Source organism: Nocardia macrotermitis, from assembly GCF_009604405.1.
Lineage (GTDB): Bacteria > Actinomycetota > Actinomycetes > Mycobacteriales > Mycobacteriaceae > Nocardia > Nocardia macrotermitis.
In genome coordinates, this window is the sequence record NZ_WEGK01000005.1 from 151,749 (window position 1) to 172,051 (window position 20,303).

A 20,303-nucleotide genomic window follows, 5' to 3' on the forward strand; every position below is an offset into this window, starting at 1 on the left:
GTGTAAACGGAGAGCGATATGACGACATCTCGGATCGGCGAATCGGGGCCCACCGCGGCCGAGCCCCGGCAGTGGCGTGACCGCAAGCGGTATCTGTGGCTGCTCGGCCTGGTCGCGCCGACCGCGCTGTTCGTGGCGACGGCGCTGGTCCGGGCGTTCAACTGGTTCGGCTGGCAGGCGGTGAGCCCGGTCTGGTGGTGGATCGGCCCGATCCTGGTCTACGTGCTGCTGCCGACGCTGGATCTGTTCTTCGGTCCGGACGGCCAGAATCCGCCCGACGAGGTGATGGAGCAGCTCGAGAACGACCCGTACTACCGCTACTGCACCTACGCGTACATCCCGTTCCAGCTGATCAGCCTGGTTTTCGCGTGTTATCTGTGGACGGCGCCGGACCTGTCCTGGCTGGGCATCGACGGTGGGCTCGGCGTGATCTCCAAGATCGGCCTGGCGCTGAGCATCGGCGCGGTGGGCGGCGTGGGCATCAACACCGCGCACGAACTCGGGCACAAGAAGGATCAGCTCGAGCGCTGGCTCTCGAAGATCACGCTGGCGCAGACCGGCTACGGCCACTTCTACATCGAGCACAATCGCGGACATCACGTGCGGGTGGCCACGCCGGAGGATCCCGCCAGCGCCCGCTTCGGCGAGAATTTCTGGATGTTCCTGCCGCGCAGTGTGTGGGGGAGCCTGCGGTCGTCGTGGGAGCTGGAGAAGACCCGCCTCGGGCGAATGGGTAAGAGCCCGTGGACGATTCACAACGACATCCTCAACGCCTGGCTGATGACGCTGGTGCTGTGGGGCGTGCTGACCGCGATCTTCGGACCGGCGATCCTGCCCTATCTGCTGGTGCAGGCGGTCTACGGCTTCTCGCTGCTGGAGACGGTGAACTACCTCGAGCACTACGGCCTGCTGCGGCAGCGCACCGCGAGTGGGCGGTACGAGCGGTGCACCCCGGAACACAGCTGGAATTCCGACCACATCGTGACCAATATCTTCCTGTACCACCTGCAGCGGCACAGTGATCATCACGCGAATCCCACTCGGCGCTACCAGATTCTGCGCAGTATGGACGGCGCGCCGAACCTGCCCAGCGGTTATGCCAGCATGATCGGTCTGGCCTATTTCCCGCCGCTGTGGCGCAGGGTGATGGATCGCCGGGTGCTCGAGCATTACGACGGCGATATCACTCGCGTGAATATTCAACCCGCACAACGCGAACGGGTGCTGGCGAAGTACGGAGCACGGTGATGGCCGAATATCGTTGCCCGGTCTGTGAATACGTCTACGACGAGACCGAAGGCGCGGCGCGCGAAGGGTTTCCGCCCGGAACGCCGTGGTCCGCGATTCCCGACGACTGGTGCTGTCCGGACTGTGGCGTCCGGGAGAAGGTCGATTTCGAGCCCGTCACCGATTTATCCGGAAGGAAGTCCCGATGAGTACCGACTACAAGCTGTTCCGTTGTCTGCAATGCGGTTTCGAGTACGACGAGGCGCTGGGCTGGCCCGAGGACGGCATCGCGCCCGGCACCCGCTGGGACGATATTCCGCAGGACTGGGCGTGCCCGGATTGCGGTGCGGCCAAGGCGGATTTCGAGATGGTCGAGGTCTCCCGGGCATGACGGATCGGATCGTGATCGCGGGGGCCGGACCGACCGGGGCCACCGCCGCCCGGACCCTGCGCGCCGAGGGGTACACCGGCCGGATCGTGCTCGTCGGCGCGGAACGCCACGGCCCCTACCGCCGCCCGATGGTGTCGAAGGATCTGCTCGCCGGGACTCGCGAGATCGAGCGATGCCTGCTGGAGCCCGAAAAGTATTGGTACGACAGCGATATCGAGCTGCGCTTGGCGACCAGGGTGGTCGATATCGATACCGATCGCCGCCGCCTGTGGTTGAGCAGCGGTGAGTCGCTGGATTACGACGCGCTGCTGTTGGCCACCGGTGCGCGGGCGCGTCGGCTGGAACAGCATCCGCCCGTGCGGGTCCGGACGTTGCGCGGCGTCGCTGATATCGCGCCGCTGCGCGCGGCGATCGAGAACGGGCCGTTGCTGATCATCGGCGCGGGGCTGGTCGGGTTGGAGGTCGCCGCCACCGCCCGCGGTCTGGGCGCGGAGGCGCGGATTCTGCATGCGGGCGCGGCGCCGCTGGATCGCATTGTGCCACCGGAGATTTCGGATCTGATGGTGGATCTGCACGCCGAACACGGGGTGCGGATCGAGAACGACATCCGCCTCGCCGAACTCTGCCAGATCGACGGTCGGGGAGTCGTCGCCACGGCTACCGACGGCCGCACCTGGACCGCCTCCTCGGCGTTGGTCGCCATCGGCGCGGTTCCCGACACCGCCCTGGCCAGAACCGTCGGAATCGTCGTGGACGACGGCATTCTGGTGGACGAGCAGTACCGAACCTCCGCCGCGGGCGTCTACGCCGCTGGCGATGTGGCCAGCCGCTTCGACCCGCGCCGTGGCCGCCACGAACGCTGCGAACACTGGAACAGCGCCCTGTCCGACGGTAAAGCCGCCGCCAAATCCCTGCTGGGACAACAGCTCCCCGACTCCGAAACGCCCTGGGGCTGGTCCACCCAATACGGCCTGAACCTCCAGTTCGCGGGCTGGCCCGCCACCTACGACGACCTGATCATCAGAGGCTCGATCGCCACCCGCAACTTCACCGCCCTCGCCCTCACCGCAGGCGCCCTGACCGGAGCCGTATCCCTCGGTCGCCCCCGCGACATCGGAACCGCCCGCGACCTCATCGCCTCCGGTGCCACCCGCACCCCCGAAGCCTGGGCCGACGAGTCCATCGATCTCGCCGACCCGGCCCCGGTTCCGGTCGCCCCCTGAACCCCGACTGCGTACGGCCACAGGTCATTCCGACAGACGGGCGTATGAGTAAGGCGCACAACGTATTCGCCGAAGTGTCTCGTGGCGAATCGCGCGTTTCCGGCGGAGACAGGCGACGTTACGCCCGAAGCCTGGGCCGACGAATCCACCGATCTCGCCGACCGGACCCCGGTCCTGGTCGTCCCCTGGACCCCGACTGTCCACTGCGACAGGCCATTCTGTTCAGGCTGCCTTATGGGTAAGGCGCACAACGTATTCGCCGAAGTGTCTCGTGGTGATCCGTGCGTTTCCGGATCGAGACCGGCCACGTACTTCGCCTTGCCTGCGGTCGTCGGATGCGCTTAACTGCGAGGCGCACAACGTATTCCAGCGGACTTGTGGGTTTGCGGCTACGCCGATGCTGCCAGGCGGGGGTAGAGCCGACGGGCTGTTCCGGCGAAGATCTCCTCGCGGTCGGCCTGGGGGACGTCGCTGAGGACGGCTTGGGCCAGGGCGAGGAGTTCGGGGAGGGGTTGTTCGGCGGCGGGGAGGTTGGAGCCCCAGGCGATGCGGTTCGCGCCGAAGGCGGTCAGGACGGGGTCGAGGAAGCTCGCGGCTTCCTTGCCGACGTCGCGGAGGGGTTCGAGGGTGCGGTGGGTCAGTTTGAGGTGCAGGCCGGGGTGCTGGGCCAGGGCGGCGACCTCTTTGCCGGCGGCCGAGGGGGAGGCCACGACGTCGGGGTAGCCCATGTGGTCGAGCAGGACGTAGACCGAGGGGAAGCGGCGCAGCAGTTCCTCGAGTTGGGCGGTCGCGGGGCCCAGGCGCATCTGCATGCAGACGGTGACGCCGAGGTCGGTGGCCTTCTCCCAGAACGGGTAGGTCTCCGGGGCTGCGAACCATTCACCCTGCACGGGAACCGTGCTGCCGCTGGTGAACAGCCGCACCCCGGACAGGCCGCCGTCGCCCACGGCCGCGGCCAGCTTGTCGGCGGCATCGGGCCGCAGCGGATCCACCGTGCCCACCGCGATGAACCGGTCCGGCCGCTGTGCCTGGCTGTTCAGCACGTACGAGTTGTCGTAGCCGTACGCGGTGGTGGCCTGGACCAGCACCGATCGGGAGATTCCGGTCTCGTCCATGGCCGCGACCATGCCCGCCGCGGTGACCGGGCGGGTGGAGGCCCAGCCGGACTGCTTACCGCCCAGCGGCGCGCGCGGGTAGCGGGCGGTGTCGTCGGAGATGATGTGGCAGTGCGTATCTATGATGTCCATAGCTGATCTTTTCCATTGCGGGACAGTCTTTTTCGGTGCAGTGCGCTCAGGCGTCCGGATAGTCGCCGTCGTCGAACAGGCGCGCGGGATCGGCGGGGAATTCGGGGTCGAGCAGGCCCTGTTCCCGGGAGAACTGCACCAGCGCGCGCAGGCTGGCGTCATTCGCCTCGAGGCCGTAGGGAATCGGGTCGCCACCGATCTGAGCTGCCTGCCTCCCCAGTCGCGGCAGCGCCGACCACTGCGAATCCGCCTCCACCTGACGACGTTTGGACTCGGCGAACGCGGCGTACAGCGCGGTCGGCAGTTCGGGATCGCGCCGGACCAGTTCGCTGCGGATCGCGATCACCGAGTGCAGCGGGTAGATCCCGGTGCGCAGGTACCAGTCGGTGGCCAGTATCTCCGGCTCGGCGAACAGCGGATACGGTCCGGCGTCGGCCTCGGGTTGCGCGTCGGGCTGCGCGGCCTGCCAGCCCGAGCGGGGTGCGCCCGCGCGACCGGTCCCGGCGTTACCGCTGAGCGCGGCGTCGATATCCCCGGCGCGCAACAACTCTCCGAGCGAACGCCCGTCGGTGACCCGCTCGACGTTCGACGGCGCGCGGCCCTCGATATGGTCGTCGTCGTCCACGACCCAGGTGATCGAATCGGTGTCGACGCCGTACTCGTTCGACAGGATGCCGCGCACCCACACCCCGGTCGTCACGGTGTAGGCGCGCACGCCGATTCGCTTGCCCGCCAGATCTTTCGGGACACCGATGCCCGATCCGGCGGCGCACTGCACATCGGAGTGGTGGAAGCGGCGGTTGAGGAAGACCGGGATCGCGGTCAGCCCCACCTCGGCCTGCAGGGCCATCAGGTAGGAGGTCGGGGCGAGTTCGCAGACGTCGAATTCGAGGTCGCGGATCATCCGCCGGTACGCGCCGATGACCGGTTCGACCGTCACGGGTTCCACCGCGTACCCGTCGAGCTCGACGTCACCCCGCAGCAGCGGCGCGGCGTGTGGGTAGTTGCCCAGAACCATCGAAAGCTTGTTCATATCTTGCCTTTTCGTTCAGAAATCGGAATCGGATCAGACGTCCTCGCCGAACTGGATCCGCCGGTACGGCACACTCAGCACGTCGCGGGTGATCCGGACGTCGATCACCGTCGGCCCCGGCGCGCGCAAGTATTCGCCCAGCGCGGAACGCAATTCGGCGACGGTGCGGACGGTCGCGCCGTTCCCGCCGAGCGCCTCGGCCACCGCGCCCAACTCCGGCGTGGAGATCACCGCGAGTTCCGGATCCAATCCCTTGGCCCGCGACTTGTGGTACTCCGCGCCCAGCCCCTCGTCGTTCATGACCACAACCAGCACGGGAAGCCCGTAGCGGCAAGCGGTTTCGAATTCCGAGAGGTGCATCAGGAAACTCGCGTCACCCTCCACCACGAACGTCGGCTCCCCGGTCGCGACGGCGATGCCGATGGTGAGCAGCGGCGCCTGCCCGATCGCGCCGAACATGCCGTAGTTCGAGGTGATTTCGCGCGAACGCTGGAACAGCATGGTGCCGAAATCGGTCTGGTGTCCGCTGCCCAGCACGAGCCCGATCTCACCGGGCAGCTCGGCGTCGATCACCGCGATCGCCTCGCGCGGATCGAGAAGTCCGTTGCCGCTGCGGTATTCGGCGGGATCGATGAGCGGTGCGGTGAGCCGGTCGTGCACCTCGGGGGTGTGGAATCCGGTCAGCCCGACGCCGCGCGAATCCAGGGCCGTGGTCAGCTCGGTGAGCCCGCTGATCGCGTCGGCCTGGATGTAGCAGTCGGCGACCTTGCCGTTGCCCATCACCAGATGCGGCGCGGTGTCGATCTGCACGAAAGTCGCTTCGGGGAACAGATATCCGCTCTCGATCGTGTAGTGGTTCAGGCTCGCGCCCACCGCGATCACGCAGTCGGCCTCCTGCAACAACTCCATCGCGACCTTGCTGCCGAACAGGCCCGCGATACCCACGTGATAGTCGGTCTCCCCGTACAACCAGTTCTTGGCCTGCAATGTGGTGGCCAGCAAAGCCCCTGTGCGACGCTGCAATTCGAGGATCTGCGCACCCGCCTCGGCCCGCCGTGCCCCGCGCCCGCCGATGATCACCGGACGTTTGGCCGCCGCGATCAGCTCGCACGCCCGCGCGATCCGCTCCGGATTCGGCAGCAGCGTCGGGGGCCGGATCAGCTCGGTCGAGGGAACGTAGTCGTTGAAGTCGTCGAACTCCTGCAACTGCACGTCGAACGGCGCGCTGATCAGCACCGGCCGCGATTCGGTCCGCGCTCGGTAGAACGCCTGTCGCACAACATCTTCGGCGGAGTCGGCCTTGGTCACCTGGATGAACTCGGACTCGATCGCGGCGGCGAACCGACGCTGATCCAGATACTGCACGGCCGAGGTGTCACCGAGCGAGGTCTCCCCGCAGAACGCCACCAGCGGAATCCGTGCCCGGCTCGCCACGATCATCGAGGTCGCCAGCTGCGCGGTGCCCGGACCGCTGGTCGTGGTCACGATGCCGGGTTGCCCTGTGGCACGGGCGAATCCGTGCGCCATACTCAGGCCCGCACCCTCGTGCCGCACCTCGTACAACCGCGTTCCGTGTTCGGCCAGGGCGTTCATCCAGTGCATATTGGCGTCGCCCATCATGCCGAAGACGTGGGTCGCCCCCTCGGCGGCGAACGCGTTGGCGAGCGCTTCGTAGACCTTCACTGCGCAACCTCCTGCTGCTTGGTGTTCTGCAATGCCGCGTTCAGCCGCGGGAAGACGCGTAATGCGTTGTCGCCGTAGATCGCCGCGCGATCCTGGTCGCCGATCGACTCGATGGAATCCAGGATCGCCTTGGTGTCGTCGAACCGGCGTCCGGTCTCGGGATCCACGCTGCGGACCGCGCCGATCATCTCCGAGGCGAACAGCACGTTGCGCGCGGGCACGATATCGGTGAGCAGCTCGAGGCCGCGCTTGTGATAGACGCAGGTGTCGAAAAAGACGTTGTGCAGCAACGCTTCTTCCAGCGGCGGCCGCCCCTGATCGATCATCATGCCGCGGTAGCGACCCCAGTGGTACGGCACCGCGCCGCCGCCGTGCGGGATGATCATCCGCAATGTCGGGAAGTCGCGGAACAGCTCCGACTGGCACAGCTGCATGAACACCGAGGTGTCACCGTTCAGGTAGTGCGCGCAGGTGCCCTGGATCGCGGCATTGCGGGACATCGCGACGTGCACCATCGCGGGCACGTCGAGTTCGACCAGCTTCTCGTAGAGCGGGTAGTAGACCCGGTCGGTCAGCGGCGGGGCCTGCCAAAACCCGTCGGACGGATCGGGATTGAGCAGACAGCCGACGAATCCGTGCTCGGTGACGCAACGCTCCACCTCGATCGCCGAGGCGCGGATGGATTCCGCGAGCGCCTCTCCGGGCGACTGCGGCAGCTGGCACGCGCCGACGAACCGGTCCGGGAACAGCCCGCACACCCGCGCGATCAGATCGTTGCTCACCTGCGACCAGTCCAGGCTGGTCCGCGCGTCGCCGTAGTGGTGCGCCATCTTGCCCGCGCCCGGCGAGAAGATGGTCAGATCGGTGCCGCGCTCGATCTGGAGTTTGAGCTGCCCCTGTTCGATGGCGGTGCGGATCTGTTCGTCGCCGATCTCCAGTTCGCTCGGCGAGACGCGCGCGCCCGAACCCTCGAACGCGGCGATCTGGCGCTCCCGCCATATCCCCAATTCCTTTGGGGCCGTGGTGAAATGGCCGTGACAGTCGATGATCATGAATTCTCCAAGAGTGCTGATTCAGGCGCGGCCGGTGAGCGTGCGGCCCAGGTCCAGGCCCGGATAACCGCGCACCGGCGCGGACATCAGGAAGCGGTAGCCCTCGTCGAGCACCTGCTCGACGTTGGTGGGGGTGACGTGCGGGTGCCCGACGACGACGCCGTGGTCGTGGCAGATCCGCACGATGCGCCGCCGGGCCTCGACCAGCAGCGGATGGTCCAGCTGACGCGGTATGCCGAGTTCCTGGCTCAGATCGCCCTCGCCGATCAGGATGAGCCCGATCCCGGGTACCTGCTCGAGGATCGCCGGCAGGTTCTCGATGCCGAGCTGATCCTCGATCTGGATCACCACCAGGATCTCCCCGTCCGGATCCAGCGGCCACACATCGGCTTTGGCGTAGTACTCGGTGGTGGACACACCCCAGTAGCGGGCGGCGGCGGCCGGTGCGTCACCGCGCAGGCCCGGTGGCTCATGGTATTTCGCGTCGGGCAGGCGCGGATAACGGCATGCGGCAACGGCATTGCGCGCTTCTTCGACCGTCGAGATGTGCGGCCAGACGATGCCGTAGGCGCCCAGATCCAGTGCCTGCTTGGCGTGCCACTGCCCGAATTCCGCGCCGTTCACCGGGATTCGGATCAGCGGAGTGGGTGCGGGGGCGAGCGTGTCGGCCTCGAAGATGCGGCGGCGGTTCAGCAGATATTGCAGGCTGTCGCGCAAAGTCGTCGCATCCCAGGGCTTGTGCTCGGATTCGAACACCAGGCCGTCGTAGTCCGACGTCGCGAAGTCCAGTGCCACAGCGGGTTCCGGGGCCGCGAAGGCCGCGAAGGCATGGCCGCCCGATTCCAGGGCGGCGATCACACTGTTCAGTCTCATCGCACGGCCTCCGCGGTCCGCTTCCCCGTGACGCGTCGCCACCAATCGCCCAGGCGCGCCCACCAGGACCGCCGGACCGGCGCGACCTCCGCGGCCACCTCGTCACCCGCGCACCGCCGCACGAGTTCATCGGCGAAGTCCTTGGTCATCCGCGAAATGACCGCTCCCGCTCCGGCTTCGATCAGCGGTACGAGTTTTCCGGTGAGGGTGATCTCGCCCCGGACACGCACTCGGGACGTCCCCTCCTTCGGACCCGCACCGACCCCGAAGGTGGCGTTCGCCTTGTAGCGCGTCGCGCCCTGACCGTCGTTACCGCGGGCGGTCAGATGCCCCTCCCGGGTGTCGGCGTCCAGATCCAGGGCGATGCGAGCGCCGAATTTCACCCGCACCGCGCCGAATTTCACCACCAGCGCGCCGTCGAACGAACCGTCCTCGTGGGATTCCCCCAGTTCCGCGCCGCGGATGCACCCCACGACCTGCGAGGGGTCCGAAACCACCTCCCACACGCGCTCGGTCGGGCAGGGGACGTCTATGTCTTCTGTGATCGTGATCAACGCACTGGACCTCACTTGGCTCGGGCGGCGTCGGACGGGTGAGCTCGGCTGCGGACGGACGCCGGAGACGGTTCTGCGGCTGGGGGAGAACTATCCCTCGATCGCCTAGATTGTTTAACAACTTCTCAGGCACGTTAGCAGTGGGTCATTAGATAGAGCAAGATACTTGCCGCGATGTCACAACGATGTTAGCTTGATCTCACATCTTGTTAGACAATCTGCGTTGAGAGCGATGGTTCGACCTCGCTACCCCTCGAATCGGATCCGCACCTCACGGCCCGGCGGTCACCCCGCGCGGCGCGAGTCGGACGACGGCCGGGCCACACCCGAAACGCATGGGAGGTTGGTGGACAGTGAAGACCTACACAGCGGCGGTTCGCGACTACCCGTACACGACACCGGTGAAGTCCGGCGCGCGTGCACCGGAGAACTGCCGGGTCGAATTCCCGGAGATCGAACCCATCCACCGGGCCTTCGCGCCGATGGTGCGGGAGCTGAAATTCGACTTCTGTGAACTGGCCTTGGTGACCTATCTTCAAGCACGGGAAGCGGGCATTGAGCTGAGTGCGTTGCCTCTAGCTCTGCACGGGAACTTTCATCACCGGTCGATCTGCCAGATGGTTAGCGGTCCGATCAAGAGCCCGAAGGACTTGGCAGGCAAACGAGTTGGGGTCCGAGCTTATACACAAACCACCGGGATGTGGGTGCGTGGACTGCTTGCCGAGGACTATGGCATTGACCCCGATGACATCACCTGGGTGACCACCGAGGGGCCGCATGTTGCGGAATACGTCGAACCGGCCAATGTCGAGCGGACCTCCGAATCGCTGATCGATCTGGTGTGCTCGGGTGATATCGCTGCGGTAGTGATGGGCCCGAAGGCAGTGCCTGCCGGTGCCCCGCTCGAACCGCTGATTCAGGACTATAAACAGGTCGAGAAGGCATGGTATGAACGGCATCGGACCGTCCCGATCAATCATCTTCTAACCGTGCGCACCGAACTCTTGCGCGAGGATCCAGAGGCTGTGCGTGCGGTCTATGATGCATTCGCCGCAGAGATCGACGCCTTCACCGCGAGGTCCGAACCGGGCCCGCGCGGCTACGGCCACGGTCTCACCGACAGTATTCAAGAAGCGCTGCGCTTGTCGATCGACTATGCGGCACAACAACATCTGTTAGCGGCTCTCCCCCCTGAGGTGGGAGATTTCCAGCTCAGACTGCAACCGGACTATCCACCTGGGGGTGGTGATTCGATCGTCTTACGTCCTCAACACTGACGTGGCCCCGTTCTGCCACGGCCAGAATCACTCTGGCAGCGTTCCGGTCTCGACTGTCTGCGAATCCGCAACTGTCGCACCGGAAGTCCCTCTCGTGCAGTTCCAGTCTTTGCTTGGTTCTCGCAAAGCAAGCGCTGCATGTCATGGTTGTATATGCGGGCCGGACCATCACCACCGTCCGCCCGGACCGCTTGGCACGTTTGATCAGTTCCTGCTTGGCTGTACCGATCGCAGCGTCAGCGGCTTTGCGGGCCATGGTGGACTTGGCCAGGAAAGTCGGTTTGAAGTCCTCGATTGCGATCAGATTATGCTGGTCAACAACATGTTTGGCCCACATGCGCGAGTCGTGGGTGGTTCGCCGGGCCGCTTTCTTCGTTAACCGAGCAACTCGGCGTTTGGCATCGGAATAACCGCGAGACTGTGGGCGACCTTTTCGATGACGTCGCGCCATTGCACGTTGCGCCTTCGCCAACTCTGCGGCACAACGCCTGCGATGGCCGAGATGCGGTAGATCGAAGGTCGGGTCGGTGGTGGTCGCAGTGGTGGTTACACCCCAATCGATCCCGATGCCACCCTGACCCTGTGGAGAATCGGTAATCTCGCGTCGTACAACGAACGAGGCATACCAATGTCCCAGACTGTCCTGGCGGACACGGACCGATGTTGGTTCGGATGGCAACTCTCGCGACCAAACCACTGGGATCGTGACGCCCTTCGGCAGTATCAAACGACCCTTGCGAAGCGAGAACCCACTTCGCGTGTACTCCAGCGAGGGTAGGGATGTCTTGCGGGACTTCACCTTCGGGCGGCGTCGCTCTTTCACCCTGAAAGAAAGATCCAACGACTGCGCGTATTCGCGTAGCATCTGCTGCTGGGCAACCCTGGAACCTTCCCGTAGCCACGGCATCGCCGCTCGCGCCCGAGTCAGCAGCTTTCCCAACCGCGCGAACGTTGGCTTCTGCCCCGATCGCTGCTGGTGGACCGCCTCATTCCACAGCCATCGGCAGCGGCCCCATTCGGCCAGCAGCGCTTTCTCTGCGGTGCGACCGGGCCGAAGCCGGTATGTGTATCGCACCACCTCGTCCATTCGAACATACTATCGAAGAAGGTTGTCATGTGCCATAAGTCGCTTTCCCGTGCCCTCTCTGCCAGGGACGGCGGGTCACGCTCGACCAAGGCGTTCATGCTGACCTTGTTCTCGATGCTGTTGAACGCGTCATAGGCGCGTGAGGTCGTTCAGCACGTGCTCTACGTCTACCGCGCGTACGTGGCTTCGGCATACCAGATGGTCGCAAGACCGATCCTGTCGAGTTCGGTGCTGTTCGTCATGGGGGGTCTCCACATCTCGATCGGCCGCGCGCTGATCGGTGTGATTGCCGAACTCTTCACCGGCATATCCGGATTCGACGGTCGGATCCAGACTCATACTGCTGTCTATCAGGCAGACTCCATGTCTCCGTTGCTGATCTTGATGCGGATCGGCGTGCTGCTCGAGGTGTGGCCCGTTGGCTGAAGGAGATTGCCGCGCTGTCGCGTGACGAATCGAGGTGAAAGTGACGATAAGACTGGTCGAATTGCACGCGCACATACAATCCGGGGTGCTGAGCGCTATCCGGCATCCATGGTGGACGGCAAGCAATCCACCTGGTCCTCGGAACGTCCGGCCACGCTCGATGAGTTGCTGCGGTCGCTCGACGAGGCCGGGATCGAGCGGGCGGCCGTGGTGCAGGCGGCGACGATGTACGGTTTCGACAACAGCTACGTCGCGGATTCCCTTGGTGCACACCGGGATCGGCTGATCGGGGTCTGTTCGATCGATCTGGTCGCCGACGACGCCCTCGAACGCATCGAGTACTGGATCGGTGAGCGGGGATTCGCCGGGGTGCGGGTTCGCGCGGCCGACGGTACGACGCCGGTCGCCAATGCCGCGAGCCTGGACGATCCCCGGCTGGAACCGGCCTGGTCGCGGCTGGCGGCCGAGCGGATCCCGGTCTGCATCCAGATGCATTCGCATCACGCGCCGATCCTGGCGTCGGTATTGCGCCGGCATCCGGATCTGGTGGTCGCGCTCGATCACGGTGGTCGGCCGAATCTCGCTGGGGGACCGCCATATTCGGGTCTGAGCGAGTTGTTCGAGCTGACCGAGTTCCCGAACGTGTTCCTGAAGATCACCCCGATCACCATCCGCCGGGCCGCGGCCGAACCGGACGGTGATCCGGTCAAGCTGATCGCGCGGCTGGTCGAGGGTTTCGGCGCGGAGCGGATCGCGTGGGGTTCGAATTTCCCCGCCTCCCAGGGGTCGCTCGCCGAACTGCGCGGCTTCGTCGAGAACGCGCTCGCCGCACTCGCCCCCGTGCAGCGCGATGAGATCCTCGGCGGCACCGCGGCCCGGATCTATTCCGGCACAAGGAGATAGCGATGAACCATGCAACGAGGCAGGTTCCGCTCGGACGGCTGTCGCGGCGCGGCTTCCTCGGTCTCACCGCCGGGGTGGGCGCGGCCGGGCTGCTGGCGGCCTGCGGCAGCGATCCGAATACCGTCCGGATCATCAACACCTCCGCCACCGCAGCCGTCGCGCTGAACCAATTGCTCAGCGACGGAAAGTATTTCGAGAAACTCGGGGCGCAGGCGAAGATCTCCAACGTCAGTTCCGGCAATCAGGTGCTGGCCGCGGTCGCGTCGGGCTCCTCGGATCTGACCATGACCAGCGGGCTGATCGGCATCCTGCCCGGTATCGAGAAGGGTATGCGGCTCAAGGTCGTCGGCGGCACCCAGGTCGTCTCCACCAGTGCCCTGTTCAGCAGCGATCCGAAGATCACCTCCGCGCGCGACCTCCGCGGCAAGACGCTGGGGGTGGGCGCGGTCGGGTCGGAGCTGTACGCGGTGTTCGCCGCGCTGCTGGCCAAGTACGGAATTCCCAAGGAGAGCGCGACCTTTCGCAATGTCGGCAGCAGCGCGGATTCGTTGAAGGCCGCGCTGGCCGGTCAGGTCGACTGCGGGTACGGCCAGGTCGGCAACGAAGTACTGGCGAAGAAGCAGCACACCCGGATGATCGCCACGGTCAACCAGGAACTGCCGCTGTGGATGAACAACGCCGCGGTGGCCTCGACCCAGGCGATCGCCGACAAACGCCCCGCGATGGTGAAGGTGCTGGCGGCCTACGCCATGCTCTTCGCCTACCTGACCACGCCCGAATCCAAGGATCCGTACGTGAAGGCGTATATGGGCGCGGGCGGCTCGCAGGCCGAGGGCGAGGTGGAGTGGCAGTTCGTGAGCACGAACGCGGCCTACTCGCCGACGCTCGAATTCCCCGAGAACAAGGCCGAATTCATCCAGCGACAGAACGTGGCGAGCGGCAGTCAGCGCAAGGTGCTGGCCTACGACAGCTACACCGACCTGTCGCTGCGGACCGAGGCGCTGGCCCTGGCCCGGAAATAACGACGCACGCAGCCGATCGGGTACCCGGAAACCGCGGGGAACCCGATCGGCTGCGTGCTCGCGTTGGGCCGTCATATTGTGCAACAATGCTGAATACAAGCATTCGGCTGGGCAGGCCCATACTGGATGATGATCGAGCAATCGCAGGGCAACGCTCCAGTGTTGTTGAACAACATGGCAGTGCGAGCGTTGTCCCCGAACCGCGGGGAAGGTACTGCACCATGGTGATCGCTGTGGGTAACGAGACCGGGGCGGATTCGGTCGCCAACCGGACCGCGCAGGCGTATCAGGATCTGCGCACGCTGATCCTGTCCGGACATTACGCGCCGGACTCCCGACTCACCGAATCGGAGCTCACCGCGCAACTCGGGGTGTCGCGCGGCACGATACGGTCGGTACTCGCGCGGCTCGCGCAGGAGGGCTACGTCACCACCGAGGTGAATCGCGGGGCCCGCACCCGCTCGTTCACCGTGGACGAGGCCGTGGAGATCCTGGAGACGCGCGCGGTGCTGGAGGCGGCGCTGGCCGCCAAGGCCGCCGAACGCGCGACCGAGGAGGACATCGCGGCCATGACCGAGACCTGCCGGCGCATGTGGGATCACCAGAAGCCCGGCGGCCGTGACGAATACGTGCGGTTGAACCACCGCTTCCACGAGCAGATCCGGCAGACCGCGCGGCAGTCCACCCTGACCCGGTTCGTGGACAGCCTGCTGTACCCACTCGTGTTGCGGCAGTACAGCAATGCCGATCGGACCAATCCGCGTCTGGATTCGGTCAAGGAGCACGAGGCGATCCTGGCCTGCATCGTCACGCACAATCCGGAGGCGGCCGCGGCGGCGATGCGGCATCACCTCTCGGCGGTGCGGCGCGCGTTGCAGTTGAATTTCAGTGTGCCGGACGATACGTCGTCGGCGCACGGCCACGACTGCTGAGGGCGGCGTCAGTCTGACGGTGTGGCGTAATCCGTTGGGGCGGACCACTTCTGCTCGATCCGGGCGAAGCGCCAGATCAACGCCGAGACCGCCCACGTCAGCACGAACAGCGCGACGATCCCGAACCCGACGATATTGAGATCCAGTCCGCCGATCCACCCCCAGAACCCGCCCTGCCAGCCGAGTTGCTGTGCGAGCAGGCCCAGCAACTCGACGCTGCCGATGACCAGCGCGACCGCGACCGACAGTCCGGTGACCGCGATGTTGTAGTAGACCTTGCGCACGGGTTCGGCGAAGGCCCAGCTGTACGCGAAGTTCATGAACGTGCCGTCGATGGTGTCGAACAGGCTCATCCCGGCGGCGAAAAGGATTGGCAGACAAAGGATCGCGTACCACGGCAGCCCGGCCGCAGCGCCCGTGCCCGCCAGCACCAGCAGCGCGATCTCGGTGGCGGTGTCGAATCCCAGCCCGAACAGCAGCCCGACCGGATACATCTGCCACGGTTTCCGGATCGCGCCGGTCAGTCCGTTCAGCAGCCGATTCATGAAGCCGCGCTTGGCAAGTCGGTCCTCGAGTTCGCGTTCGTCGTAGCGGCCGGTGCGCATGTCCCGGAAGACGCGCACGATGCCGAGCAACGCGACGAGATTCAGCCCCGCGATCAGATAGAGGAACCCGCCCGAGACGCCGGTGCCGATCAGGCCGGTGTAGCGGTGCAGCGCCGAGGAGTCGTCCTCGACCGAACCGGCGAGCGACCGCATCCCGAGTGAGAGCAGCAGCGCCAGGCCGAACACGATGCTGGAGTGGCCGAGGGAGAAGTAGAACCCGACCGACAGCGGGCGTTGCCGGTTGTTCATCAGCCTGCGGGTGGTGTTGTCGATGGCGGAGATGTGGTCGGCGTCGAAGGCGTGCCGCATGCCCAGCGTGTACGCGGTCAGGCCGATACCGATGCCGAATGTCTTGGTGCCCAACGCGAAATGGCGCGGCGCGACGAGCATGGTCAACGTCAGCCAGCCCAGCACGTGCAGGAGCAGTACCACCGCGGCCATCGTGGCGACCGAGGCCCACTCCCGCCCGGTCAGGGCGGCGGCGACGGTGCGGTGCCAGGGTGCGCGGCGGTCGGTGGTGTGCGCCAAGGGATCTCCTCTGCCGGGAAGTGGGAATTCTAGGCCGCTCGACCAACGGCCACAGCCCGCCCGGTGCGGAACCGGGCGGGCCGAGGCTGACTCGTCAGCGGAATCCGTTGCGGGAGAACGGTTCTACTTCGACGGGGTGAACGGCGCGTTGATCGTGCTGAAGTACTGCGCCACGGCCACGATCGCCGCCGGTGCGGTCACCAGCAGCTGACCCGCGAGCGTGCCCAGCGCGCCGACCGCGATGATGCCGCCCATGCAACCGATCACCGCGGCCGGGACGAACGCGCCGAACAGGCCGACGATGGTCGCCGCGGCCACGGTCGCCCCCGCGATACCGCCGAGCACGCAGCCCACGGCCCCGCCGGTCAGGCCGCCGGTCAGGGTGCCGATGGTGGCGCCGGTGGAGATGGTGTCCTTCATCCGGTTCCAGGCCGCCTGCTCACGGTCGTACGGGGTCTTCCAGGGCGCGGTGTTCTGGTAGGGCAGATCGACCGGCTTGTAGACCGCGTGGCCCATGTCGAACTGCGGGGTCAGCATGGCGGTGTGGTCGGCGATGTTCGCGGCGATCGGGAATTCGAAATCGTCGACGCGGAACTTCAACGGAGTTCCGGCCAGGACCGTGCCGTCGGCCGCCTTGATCTCGAAGACGCCGTTCGCGACGTCCATGGAACCGGCGTCGGTCTTGATGATCGTCGAACTGTCGCTGGCCCTGGCCGTGAAATCGACCGCGCCATTGTGTGCGGTGGTCGCGGTCGCGGTGCCGGCCGGGATGCTCAACGCGGCCGCGAGCAGCACCGATGCTGTTGCGATTTTCCTCATCTGGGTTCACTTCCTCTTCTGGGTTCCCTGCGATGCGTGAGATTCCGCCGGTCGGAACGAACGGTCGCCGGTAGGAACGGTCGGCTCGGTGGTCGAGTCCGCCGGAGGAGATGGCGACGTCGGGTTCCGCCGCCGCTGACGCCGCATCCGCACGTAGCGGTGGGGATGTCGGGTATGTCGCAGGTCACATGAGATTGTCATACAAGACTGTGTTGCGCAAGGGCTTTCATAGCCGACTCGTCAGGGTCAATCGGCTATGACCTTGTGATGCTTGTGGCGGAGATCTCGCCGTGCTAGTTTCGAGTCACAAATTGTTAGACAATCTATGAGTGGCCGTGTGGGACGGTGGATCGGGCGGCGCCCGGGACGTCCCGCCGGAGGGTGCACTCGACGCCAGTTGTGAGGCTGCGGGCTTCCAGTACCCGCGTGCACGTCAAGGAGACACCGATGTCGACCGATCAGCGCGATCCAGCTGCGGAAGCGCTTCGCTTCGAGGACGTCACCCTGGAGTTCCCAGGGGGCCACCGGCCCGCTATTCGTGATGTATCTTTCCAGGTCACCAAGCGAAAGTTCATCGCGGTGATCGGGCCCAGCGGTTGCGGTAAGAGCACCGTGCTGGACCTCGCCTCGGGCCTGCTGCGCCCGACCCGGGGGCGAGTCTACTTCGACGGCGAACCCGTCACGACGGTCAATTCCACGGCCGCCTACGTCACCCAGCGCGCCAATCTGCTGCCGTGGCTGAGCGTGAAAGCCAATATCGGGCTGGCGCTGAAATTCCGGAACGTGCCCAAGAGCGAACGCGAGGACCGCATCGCCCACTGGGTCTCGCTCGTCGGACTCACCGGATTCGAGAACCATTACCCGCGCGAGCTGTCCGGCGGTATGCAGAAACGCGTCTCGATCGCGCGCGCGTTGATCTACGACCCCTCGATCGTGCTGATGGACGAGCCGTTCGGCCCGCTGGACGCGATCACCCGGCTCAAACTCCAGCAGGATCTGCTGGACCTGTGGGAGGAGCAGAACGGCACGCTCGTATTCGTCACCCACGATCTGAACGAGGCGATCTATCTGGCCGACGAGGTCATCGTGATGTCGAGCGGGCCGGGCACGGTCCGCCGGGTGCTGCCGATTCCGTTCGAACGGCCCCGGCACATCGGTTCGCTGCTCGAGACGAGCGAATTCGCCGAGCTCTACAACGACCTGTGGAGCCTGTTCAAGGCCGAGCTGGATACGGCCGATGCCGGCGTCCGATAAATCAAGTCCGCCGAGCGCGGGCCGCGAAGGAGAATCAATGGGACTGCGTAATCGGGGAGCCGCGCCGACGCGGCGGCCGACGGTGTGGACACCGGAGCTGCTGGCGAAGGTCGAATGGCGTCGGCGCGCGGCCGCGGAACCCTTTCGCGGACTTGGCACTTCGGATGGCGTGGTGCCCGGATTGTTCCCGCTGCGCAGCACCGGCGTCGACGTCGAACGCCCCCGGCGCGCGGCACAGGATTATCTCGCCGCGCTCACGCCGGAACAATTGGCCGAGGGGCGTTTCACCATGCGTGATGTGTCCTGGCGGCACTGGAACAATGGCGCTCGCTATTTCCTGCGGCACGGGGTGTGCCTGGAGGAACTCGACGAGACCACCCGCGATCTGGTGCTGGAGATCCTGCGCCGCAGCCTCAGTGCGGCCGGATACGCACAGGTCATCGACCTGATGCACCTGAATCTCACGATCGGCGAGATGCGTGACGAGGTCGATCTGCTGAACGAATGGCTGTACTGGTTCAGCATTTACGGGGAGCCGGAGAAGGGCGGTCCGTGGGGCTGGCAACTCGACGGGCATCACGTCAATGTCAACTGCGTCTTCGTCGGCGATCAGATGGTGCTCACGCCGAGTTTCCTCGGGGCCGAACCGGTGCTCGCGGAGTCCGGAAAGTACGCGGGCACACGCGCTTTCGGGCGCGAGGAGGTCGTCGGCCGGAATCTGTTCGCCAGCCTGGACGAGCAGCAGCGCAAGGCCGCGACCATTGCCGAGGACCTGCCGCCGGAACTGTTCGTCGGCGCGTTCCGGGACAATTTCGAGCTGAACTATTCGGGTCTGCCGTTCGGGGAGTTGACCGCCGAACAACATGTGATCGCGCGGGATCTGTTGGGGCTGTACATCAATCGGGCCAACGACGGACACGCCGCGGTGCGAATGGACGAGGTGCTGGCCCGCGAATCGGACACGCATTTCGCCTGGGCCGGTGATGCGAACGGGGTCTTCTACTACCGCATCCACAGTCCGGTGATCCTCGTCGAATTCGAGCACATGGCCGGGGTGATGTTCGACAACGACACCCCGACGCGGCGGCACATCCACACCATCGTGCGTACGCCCAACGGCAACGACTACGGCGTCGACCTGCTGCGGCAGCATCACGAGCGGCATCGGCACGGCCCCGACGGGCACGAGCCGCACGACCATGCGCCGCACGGACATTCGCATTCGCACACGCACGGCCCACACGCCTGAAACGCGCATTCCCAGACTTATCCACGTGGAGGAACAATGAAATTGGTAACGGGCCGTGACGATCTCGCGGCCGCGGCGGAGAAGGCGGCCGCTGCGGCCGGTGCACCGCTGGAGCGGCTCGCGGTGAAACCGGTGCACAAGGCGTCGCGCGGATTCCTCAACGGCGGTTCGCCCGAGGTCTGTGAATTGGCCATCGTGACGCTGTTGCAGGCGGTCGCCTACCGCAAACCCGTTGTGCTGCTGCCGATCACCACATTGACCCGGTTCCAGCACCAGACCCTGGTGACGTGCGGGGAGCTGACGGTCGGGGATATCGAGGGCCGTAGCGTCGGCATCCGGTCCTGGAGCCAGACCACCGGGGTGTGGATGCGCGGATTCCTGTCCCAGCAGTACGGCGTCGACCTGCGCAAGGTGAACTGGATCGTGTACGAGGGCGGGCACGTCGACGAATACACCGATCCGGAATGGGTGAGCCGCGCACCGGCGGGGGAGAAATTGCAGCAGGACTTCCTCGACGGCCGTCTCGATTTCGGGATCATGGGTAACGAACTGCCGAAGGACGATCGCATTCGCACCGTCGTGCCCGACGCGCTCGATGTCGCCGCACAATGGGCGGCGGACAAGGGTTTCGCTCCGGTCAATCACGTGATGGGCGTGAGTGTCGCTGCGGCACGGGTCAATTCGGCGTCGATCTGCGCGATCTACGACGGCATGCGCGACGCCGTCGAGGAAAGCTCGGCATCCGGTGCGGCGCAACGTGATTCGGCGGGCTTCGAGGCGCTGCGCGGGCCGATCTCCGCAGCCGCGGACTTCGCGTTCGAACAGCAAGTGCTGCCCCGGCGGGTCGACTTCGACGAGCTGGTCTCCCAGTCGTGTGACGCCCTCGGCGTATCACCCGCGCGTCTCGGTGGCTGATTC

At 65.7% G+C, this 20,303-nt stretch carries 22 protein-coding genes; 13 read left to right on the top strand and 9 right to left on the bottom strand.

Annotated elements, in window-relative coordinates; genetic code table 11:
- Window positions 1-18 precede the first annotated feature (18 nt).
- From NRB20_RS13530 to NRB20_RS13545, 4 genes are read left to right on the top strand one after another with little or no spacing between them, the layout of a single operon-like run.
- The gene (locus NRB20_RS13530) at window positions 19-1,248 is read left to right on the top strand and encodes an alkane 1-monooxygenase (protein ID WP_153410469.1); all 1,230 of its coding nucleotides are present in this window, start codon (window positions 19-21) and stop codon (window positions 1,246-1,248) included.
- Window positions 1,248-1,436: a rubredoxin gene (locus tag NRB20_RS13535; protein WP_153410470.1), complete on the top strand. Its 189-nt coding sequence runs from the start codon at window positions 1,248-1,250 to the stop codon at window positions 1,434-1,436. The genes NRB20_RS13530 and NRB20_RS13535 overlap by 1 nt, the downstream gene beginning before the upstream one ends.
- A complete protein-coding gene (locus NRB20_RS13540) occupies window positions 1,433-1,618 on the top strand; it encodes a rubredoxin (RefSeq protein WP_153410471.1) in 186 nt (61 codons plus the stop codon). Before NRB20_RS13535 ends, NRB20_RS13540 begins: the two co-directional genes overlap by 4 nt.
- Window positions 1,615-2,841: an NAD(P)/FAD-dependent oxidoreductase gene (locus NRB20_RS13545; RefSeq protein ID WP_153410472.1), complete on the top strand. Its 1,227-nt coding sequence runs from the start codon at window positions 1,615-1,617 to the stop codon at window positions 2,839-2,841. The genes NRB20_RS13540 and NRB20_RS13545 overlap by 4 nt, the downstream gene beginning before the upstream one ends.
- Before the next feature lie 389 nt (window positions 2,842-3,230).
- Here the strand turns inward: NRB20_RS13545 and NRB20_RS13550 are convergent, their stop codons facing one another.
- The 6 genes from NRB20_RS13550 to NRB20_RS13575 are packed head-to-tail and all read right to left on the bottom strand — an operon-like array spanning window position 3,231 to window position 9,226.
- Window positions 3,231-4,088 (bottom strand): amidohydrolase family protein, encoded by an 858-nt coding sequence (locus NRB20_RS13550; protein ID WP_153410473.1) that lies wholly within the window; start codon window positions 4,086-4,088, stop codon window positions 3,231-3,233.
- Window positions 4,089-4,134: 46 nt separating this feature from the next.
- On the bottom strand, window positions 4,135-5,121 hold the full coding sequence (locus NRB20_RS13555; RefSeq protein ID WP_153410474.1) for a substrate-binding domain-containing protein: 987 nt from the start codon (window positions 5,119-5,121) through the stop codon (window positions 4,135-4,137).
- A 33-nt stretch (window positions 5,122-5,154) separates the two neighbouring features.
- A complete protein-coding gene (locus NRB20_RS39285) occupies window positions 5,155-6,804 on the bottom strand; it encodes a thiamine pyrophosphate-binding protein (RefSeq protein ID WP_319944859.1) in 1,650 nt (549 codons plus the stop codon).
- Window positions 6,801-7,856 (bottom strand): amidohydrolase family protein, encoded by a 1,056-nt coding sequence (locus tag NRB20_RS13565; RefSeq protein WP_153410475.1) that lies wholly within the window; start codon window positions 7,854-7,856, stop codon window positions 6,801-6,803. The genes NRB20_RS39285 and NRB20_RS13565 overlap by 4 nt, the downstream gene beginning before the upstream one ends.
- A 21-nt stretch (window positions 7,857-7,877) precedes the next feature.
- On the bottom strand, window positions 7,878-8,729 hold the full coding sequence (locus NRB20_RS13570) for an HpcH/HpaI aldolase family protein (protein WP_153410476.1): 852 nt from the start codon (window positions 8,727-8,729) through the stop codon (window positions 7,878-7,880).
- Window positions 8,726-9,226: an SRPBCC domain-containing protein gene (locus tag NRB20_RS13575; RefSeq protein WP_319944860.1), complete on the bottom strand. Its 501-nt coding sequence runs from the start codon at window positions 9,224-9,226 to the stop codon at window positions 8,726-8,728. The genes NRB20_RS13570 and NRB20_RS13575 overlap by 4 nt, the downstream gene beginning before the upstream one ends.
- A 34-nt stretch (window positions 9,227-9,260) precedes the next feature.
- On the opposite strand from NRB20_RS13575, the gene NRB20_RS38900 reads away from it, so the two are divergent.
- Window positions 9,261-9,392 (top strand): hypothetical protein, encoded by a 132-nt coding sequence (locus tag NRB20_RS38900; protein ID WP_264766350.1) that lies wholly within the window; start codon window positions 9,261-9,263, stop codon window positions 9,390-9,392.
- A gap of 244 nt (window positions 9,393-9,636) precedes the next feature.
- The gene (locus NRB20_RS13580; protein ID WP_194289836.1) at window positions 9,637-10,560 is read left to right on the top strand and encodes an ABC transporter substrate-binding protein; all 924 of its coding nucleotides are present in this window, start codon (window positions 9,637-9,639) and stop codon (window positions 10,558-10,560) included.
- On the opposite strand, the gene NRB20_RS13585 is transcribed toward NRB20_RS13580, so the two are convergent.
- On the bottom strand, window positions 10,496-11,647 hold the full coding sequence (locus tag NRB20_RS13585) for an RNA-guided endonuclease InsQ/TnpB family protein (protein ID WP_153410479.1): 1,152 nt from the start codon (window positions 11,645-11,647) through the stop codon (window positions 10,496-10,498). The genes NRB20_RS13580 and NRB20_RS13585 overlap by 65 nt on opposite strands.
- Before the next feature lie 156 nt (window positions 11,648-11,803).
- Here NRB20_RS13585 and NRB20_RS13590 point away from each other — a divergent pair, with 156 nt between their 5' ends.
- The 4 genes from NRB20_RS13590 to NRB20_RS13605 all read left to right on the top strand — a co-directional run bounded on the left by NRB20_RS13590 (window position 11,804) and on the right by NRB20_RS13605 (window position 14,930).
- Window positions 11,804-12,073, top strand: a complete 270-nt coding sequence (locus NRB20_RS13590; protein ID WP_153410480.1) for a hypothetical protein — start codon at window positions 11,804-11,806, stop codon at window positions 12,071-12,073.
- Window positions 12,074-12,181: 108 nt separating this feature from the next.
- Window positions 12,182-12,976 carry an amidohydrolase family protein gene (locus tag NRB20_RS13595; RefSeq protein ID WP_153410481.1) on the top strand — a complete coding sequence of 265 codons (795 nt, stop codon included), beginning with the start codon at window positions 12,182-12,184 and terminating at the stop codon, window positions 12,974-12,976.
- 2 nt (window positions 12,977-12,978) lie between these two features.
- Window positions 12,979-13,998 (top strand): ABC transporter substrate-binding protein, encoded by a 1,020-nt coding sequence (locus NRB20_RS13600; RefSeq protein ID WP_153410766.1) that lies wholly within the window; start codon window positions 12,979-12,981, stop codon window positions 13,996-13,998.
- 221 nt (window positions 13,999-14,219) lie between these two features.
- A complete protein-coding gene (locus tag NRB20_RS13605; protein WP_153410482.1) occupies window positions 14,220-14,930 on the top strand; it encodes a GntR family transcriptional regulator in 711 nt (236 codons plus the stop codon).
- 8 nt (window positions 14,931-14,938) lie between these two features.
- On the opposite strand, the gene NRB20_RS13610 is transcribed toward NRB20_RS13605, so the two are convergent.
- Together NRB20_RS13610 and NRB20_RS13615 are read right to left on the bottom strand one after the other, a co-directional pair.
- The gene (locus NRB20_RS13610; protein WP_227833484.1) at window positions 14,939-16,063 is read right to left on the bottom strand and encodes a Nickel transporter NicT; all 1,125 of its coding nucleotides are present in this window, start codon (window positions 16,061-16,063) and stop codon (window positions 14,939-14,941) included.
- A gap of 123 nt (window positions 16,064-16,186) precedes the next feature.
- Entirely contained in the window at window positions 16,187-16,882 is a 696-nt protein-coding gene (locus NRB20_RS13615) for a hypothetical protein (RefSeq protein WP_153410483.1), read from the bottom strand.
- Window positions 16,883-17,329: 447 nt separating this feature from the next.
- Here NRB20_RS13615 and NRB20_RS13620 point away from each other — a divergent pair, with 447 nt between their 5' ends.
- The 3 genes from NRB20_RS13620 to NRB20_RS13630 are packed head-to-tail and all read left to right on the top strand — an operon-like array spanning window position 17,330 to window position 20,300.
- The gene (locus NRB20_RS13620) at window positions 17,330-18,136 is read left to right on the top strand and encodes an ABC transporter ATP-binding protein (RefSeq protein ID WP_153410484.1); all 807 of its coding nucleotides are present in this window, start codon (window positions 17,330-17,332) and stop codon (window positions 18,134-18,136) included.
- A 37-nt stretch (window positions 18,137-18,173) separates the two neighbouring features.
- Complete coding sequence (locus NRB20_RS13625; RefSeq protein ID WP_194289837.1) at window positions 18,174-19,385, top strand: DUF3500 domain-containing protein; 1,212 nt, start codon at window positions 18,174-18,176, stop codon at window positions 19,383-19,385.
- Window positions 19,386-19,421: 36 nt separating this feature from the next.
- Window positions 19,422-20,300 (top strand): hypothetical protein, encoded by an 879-nt coding sequence (locus NRB20_RS13630; RefSeq protein ID WP_153410486.1) that lies wholly within the window; start codon window positions 19,422-19,424, stop codon window positions 20,298-20,300.
- Window positions 20,301-20,303: the final 3 nt, after the last annotated feature.